This window comes from Polaromonas sp. P1_E1_2 (genome assembly GCF_056406035.1).
In genome coordinates, this window is record NZ_JBFUAZ010000142.1 from 1 (window position 1) to 5,096 (window position 5,096).

The 5,096-nt window shown below is 62.0% G+C and carries 5 protein-coding genes and 1 pseudogene; all 6 read right to left on the bottom strand.

Features of this window, described 5'->3' with window-relative positions; all coding sequences use genetic code 11:
• A partial coding sequence (leuB, locus tag AC1D1P_RS09105) for a 3-isopropylmalate dehydrogenase (RefSeq protein ID WP_477672745.1) occupies positions 1–796 on the bottom strand: 796 nt, incomplete at its 3' end.
• A 4-nt stretch (positions 797–800) separates the two neighbouring features.
• A complete protein-coding gene (locus AC1D1P_RS09110; RefSeq protein WP_477671349.1) occupies positions 801–1,337 on the bottom strand; it encodes a hypothetical protein in 537 nt (178 codons plus the stop codon).
• 14 nt (positions 1,338–1,351) lie between these two features.
• Complete coding sequence (gene leuD / locus AC1D1P_RS09115; protein ID WP_477672746.1) at positions 1,352–2,002, bottom strand: 3-isopropylmalate dehydratase small subunit; 651 nt, start codon at positions 2,000–2,002, stop codon at positions 1,352–1,354.
• Positions 2,003–2,131: 129 nt separating this feature from the next.
• A pseudogene (gene leuC, locus AC1D1P_RS09120) lies at positions 2,132–3,552 on the bottom strand (3-isopropylmalate dehydratase large subunit).
• A 46-nt stretch (positions 3,553–3,598) separates the two neighbouring features.
• The gene (locus AC1D1P_RS09125; protein ID WP_477671351.1) at positions 3,599–4,576 is read right to left on the bottom strand and encodes a LysR family transcriptional regulator; all 978 of its coding nucleotides are present in this window, start codon (positions 4,574–4,576) and stop codon (positions 3,599–3,601) included.
• 299 nt (positions 4,577–4,875) lie between these two features.
• On the bottom strand, positions 4,876–5,096 hold a 221-nt coding region (locus tag AC1D1P_RS09130; RefSeq protein WP_477672747.1), incomplete at its 5' end, for a citrate/2-methylcitrate synthase.

Genomic DNA, 5,096 nt, shown 5'->3' on the forward strand with positions numbered 1-5,096 from the left:
TGGCCGTAGGCAGCATGCCGATGGAGCCGGTCAGCATGGCGGCGGCGTCGCTCAGGATGTCGCCGAACATGTTGCCGGTGACCACCACGTCAAACTTCTTGGGCGCCTTCACCAGCTGCATGGCGGCGTTGTCCACATACATGTGGTCCAGCGCGACGTCGGGATACTGCTTGCCGACTTCGGTGACCACGTCTTTCCAGAGCTGGAAGGTTTCCAGCACGTTGGCCTTGTCGACGCTGGTGACGCGCTTGTCACGCTTGCGGGCGGCCTGGAAGGCCACGTGGGCGATGCGTTCGATCTCGGGGCGCGAATAGCGCATCGTGTCAAAGGCCTCTTCCGAGCCGGGGAAATGCCCGTCGGGTGAGACGCGCCGGCCTCGGGGCTGGCCGAAGTAGATGTCGCCGGTCAGTTCGCGGATGATCAGGATGTCCAGGCCGGACACCAGCTCACGCTTGAGGCTGGAGGCGTCCACCAGCTGTGCATAGCAAATGGCGGGGCGGAAGTTGGCAAAGAGGCCAAGGTTCTTGCGCAGGCCCAGGATGGCTTGCTCGGGGCGCAGCGGACGATCCAGCGTGTCATATTTCCAGTCACCCACAGCGCCGAACAGCACGGCATCGGCTTCCTTGGCCAGTTTCAGCGTACTTTCGGGCAGTGGATGGCCATGGGCCTCATAGGCGGCGCCGCCGACCAATGCGCTTTCGGTTTCAAACTTCAGGTCGAGCGCCTTCAAGACCTTGACGGCTTCCGCGACGATTTCGGTGCCGATGCCGTCACCAGGGAGGATTGCGATTTTCATGGGATTAATCCAGGATTTCAGAAAAACTGGCCGGGCAAAAGTAATTGCTGCCCGGTACAGGGATGGGGGTTGAACTGGTAGTGTCGTTGACCACGATGGTGCAACGCTTGTCTTTCCAGATCAGGTCGGCAGTGTATTTTTTCTGCGGATCGGCGACGAAGCGGACAGCTACCGGTCCACACTTTGACTTGTAGGTTATGTTGTTCGCAAAATGCTGCTCCTGCGCATAGGCGCGAATCTGCACCGGGCCAGCTTGCGGAAGTACTTCAACAATGTCTTTGCGTTCGCGGCCGGCGTAGGTCCGGCTGGCTTCTATGGTGTTCAGAGCCACACCTACATCCTTGAAGCCTTCGCATGACGCGCTTTGTGGGCTCACACCAAATCGCGCTGTGCCATTCGAGAAGGAGCGCAGCCGAAGCGTCGCGGCATTCGCAGGGGCGTTCTTTTCGATGGCTGCCAGCTGGGTTTGGTCGCGATTGACCGCTTCCATCGTCGAGCAGCCCGTCAGGCCGGTCAGCAGGGCAACCACCAGTCCTGCCATGCGCGAGTGCGCCATCATCCTGCCACCGTGTGGTTCAGCCAGGGCTTGGTTGCCAGGCGCTCGGCTTCAAAGGCCTTGATCTTGTCGCTCTGGCGCAAGGTCAGGCCAATGTCGTCCAGGCCGTTGAGCAGGCAGTACTTGCGGAAAGCCTGCACGTCGAAAGGCAGCTCCTCGCCCTGCGGCTTGACGATCACTTGCCGTTCCAGGTCGACCGTGAGCTGGTAGCCGGGGAAGGCCAGCGCTTCGTCGAACAGCTGCGCCACCTGCGCCTCGGGCAGCACAATGGGCAGCAGGCCGTTCTTGAAGCTGTTGTTGAAGAAGATGTCGGCGTAGCTCGGCGCGATGATCGCGCGAAAGCCATATTGGTCCAGCGCCCAGGGCGCGTGTTCACGCGAGGAGCCGCAGCCGAAGTTCTTGCGCGCCAGCAGGATGGAGGCGCCCGCGTAGCGYGGCTGGTTCAGCACGAAGTCGGGGTTGGGCTTGCGGSTGGYYGGRTCCTGGCCGGGRAAGCCCGCGTCCAGGTAGCGCCATTCGTCAAACAGGTTGGGGCCRAAGCCKGTCTTGCGGATGGACTTGAGGAACTGCTTGGGGATGATGGCGTCGGTGTCGACGTTCTCGCGGTCCATCGGGGCGACCAGGCCCTTGTGTACGGTGAATTTCTGCATGGGATTCTCTCCTTCACTCTATCGAAATAGTTTCTTGCCAAGAAACACCGCGGAACCGGCTTTGCCGGGCCGCAGGTGTTGCCCCCTTGAGGGGGTTCCGGCTACACGAAGTGAGCCGAGACAGGGGTGTCACACAAACTTTCTGATGTCAACAAAGTGGCCGTGCACGGCGGCCGCGGCGGCCATCGCCGGGCTCACCAGGTGCGTACGGCCACCGGCGCCTTGCCGGCCTTCGAAGTTGCGGTTACTGGTGGATGCGCAGCGCTCGCCCGGCTCCAGCCGGTCGGCGTTCATGGCCAGGCACATCGAGCAGCCAGGCTCACGCCATTCAAAGCCGGCGGCCACAAAAATCTTGTCCAGCCCTTCGCGCTCGGCCTGTTCCTTGACCAGGCCTGAGCCCGGAACGACCAGCGCAAGCTTGACGTTCTTGGCAACCTCTGGCCGATCTTCTTGATGACGGCGGCTGCCTCGCGCATGTCCTCGATGCGGCTGTTGGTGCAGGAACCGATGAACACCTTGTCGATGTACAGGTCGTTCAGCGCCTTGCCGGGCTCCAGGCCCATGTACTTCAACGCGCGTTCGATGGCATCGCGCTTGTTGGCGTCTTTTTCCTTGTCGGGGTCGGGCACGCGGTCGTCAATCGACAGCACCATTTCGGGCGAAGTGCCCCAGGTGACTTGCGGCAGGATCTGGCTGGCGTCGAGCTCGACCACGGCGTCGAACTTCGCGTCGGCATCCGAGTGCAGCGTGTTCCAGTATTTGGCGGCCATGTCCCATTCGACGCCGGTGGGCGAGAGCAAGCGGCCTTTGACGTAATCAATGGTTTTCTGGTCTACCGCCACCAGGCCAGCGCGCGCGCCGGCTTCAATCGCCATGTTGCAGACCGTCATGCGGCCTTCCATGCTGAGCGCACGAATCGCCGAGCCGGCAAATTCAATCGTGTAACCCGTGCCGCCAGCCGTGCCGATCTTGCCGATGATGGCGAGCACGATGTCCTTGCCCGTCAAGCCTGGGGCCAGCTTGCCTTCGACCTTCACGAGCATGTTCTTGGCTTTTTTGGCCAGCAGGGTTTGCGTCGCCATCACGTGCTCGACTTCGCTGGTGCCGATGCCATGTGCCAGCGCGCCGAAAGCGCCGTGGGTGGAGGTGTGCGAGTCGCCGCAGACGACCGTCATGCCGGGCAGCGTGGCGCCGCTTTCGGGGCCGATGACATGCACGATGCCCTGGCGTTTGGAGAGGAAGGGGAAGAAGGCGGCCGCGCCGAATTCCTTGATGTTGCTGTCCAGCGTGGTGATCTGTTCCTTGCTCACCAGGTCGGTGATGCCGTCGTAGCCCAACTCCCAGCCGGTGGTCGGCGTGTTGTGGTCGGCCGTGGCGACGATGGAGCTGATGCGCCAGACCTTGCGGCCGGCCTCGCGCAGGCCTTCAAAGGCCTGCGGGCTGGTGACTTCGTGCACCAGGTGGCGGTCGATGTAGAGGATGGCCGTGCCGTCGTCTTCGGTATGAACGACGTGCTCGTCCCAGATTTTGTCGTAGAGGGTGCGTCCCATGGGTTTCCTTCGTGATCTCTCGTTATCGTCTGTCGTGGGGGTGATTTTAGGCCGCTGCACTCGCAGCCATGGCTGCGGTTTTGGCAGCTTGGGCCGCGTTGGTGTGTGGTGCGGCGGGCTGTGTGAGGTGTTCCACCAGCAGCCGCGCCGTCAGGGGCAGGGTGGAAAAGTCACGCGCTACCAGCTGGATCTGGCGCTCGGCCCAGGCGTCGAGCAGGGGAAGGGACTCGAGCTCACCGACGCCGTGCATGAGTTCAAAGGCGCGCTGCGGCATCACGCCGACGCCCAGGCCGTTGTGGATCATGCGACACATTGCGTCCAGGCCGGTGACATGGATGCGCAGCTTGATGGTGCGGCCCAGTCGGGCGGCCGCTTCGCGCATGGCCAGGTAAATCGAACTGTTGGAGTGCAGTCCGACCTGGTCGTAGTCCAGTGCTGCTTCAAATTTGATAGCGCCTTGCGTACACAGGGCGTGGCCCCTGGGCACAATCAATACCAATTTATCGGTGCGGTAGGGCAGTACCTGCAGGTCACCCGCGCCGTCGGCAGTATTGCAGATGCCCAGATCGGCCGCGCCTTCCTGCACCGCGCGGACCACCTCGGTGCTCAGATGCTCTTCCAGGTCGATCTTGATGCCCGAATGCTCGCGGGTGAAGGCGCCCAGGTCTTCCGGCAAAAACTGCACGATGGCCGAGATGCTGGCGTGCACGCGCACATGGCCGCGCACGCCGTCGGCGTATTCGCTGAGCTCGCTCTGCATTTTCTCGAGGCTGAACAGCACCGAGCGCGCATGGTGGAGCAGGCTTTCGCCGGCGGGCGTCAGGTCAACACCGCGGGTGTGGCGGTACAGCAGCGGCGTGTCCAGCGTGATTTCGAGGTCGGAGAGGCGTTTGCTCACGGCTGAGGCGGCAATGAATTCGCGCTCGGCCGCCTTGCCGATGCTGCCGAGCTCGCACACAGCCACAAAGAGCTGAAGCGAGGTCAGATCAATGCGGCGGGCAAAGTTGCGTTCGGAGCTTTTCATGGCGTGGGCGTGACGTCATCGTGTTAGACGATGGTGAAACGCTATTTTGCTACCATGATTGGTGTTTTGTCATCGCAATGCACGATGCCCTGCTTGCCAATAGGCGTTTTCAGCCTGGGCCACCAAAATTTTTGATTTTTTAAGGCTCTAGCCCAATAACGACGGGCGCAAGCAGCTATCAAAAACGTAGCAGACAGCCGCGGGGCCTGCGGAACCTTGAGATGCGCCGCAGGGCTTTGGGGCATGAAAAAGCCCGCCGATGTTGCCAAGGGCGGGCTTTATGTCAACGCGTTGGCAGCTTAGCGCTTGGCCAGCGGCAACACCTGACGTGTCGTGGAGCCGGTGAACAACTGGCGTGGACGGCCGATCTTGTACTCGGGGTCGCCGATCATTTCATTGAGCTGGGCGATCCAGCCGACGGTACGGGCCAGCGCGAAGATGGCCGTGAACAGTGGCACCGGGATGCCGATGGCGCGCTGCACAATGCCGGAGTAGAAGTCGACATTGGGGTAGAGCTTGY

Coding starts and splice junctions, on each gene's coding strand:
- AC1D1P_RS09110 (WP_477671349.1), bottom strand. CDS start 1,337: ATGGCAGGACTGGTGGTTGCCCTGCTGACCGGCCTGACGGGCTGCTCG.
- AC1D1P_RS09125 (WP_477671351.1), bottom strand. CDS start 4,576: ATGAAAAGCTCCGAACGCAACTTTGCCCGCCGCATTGATCTGACCTCG.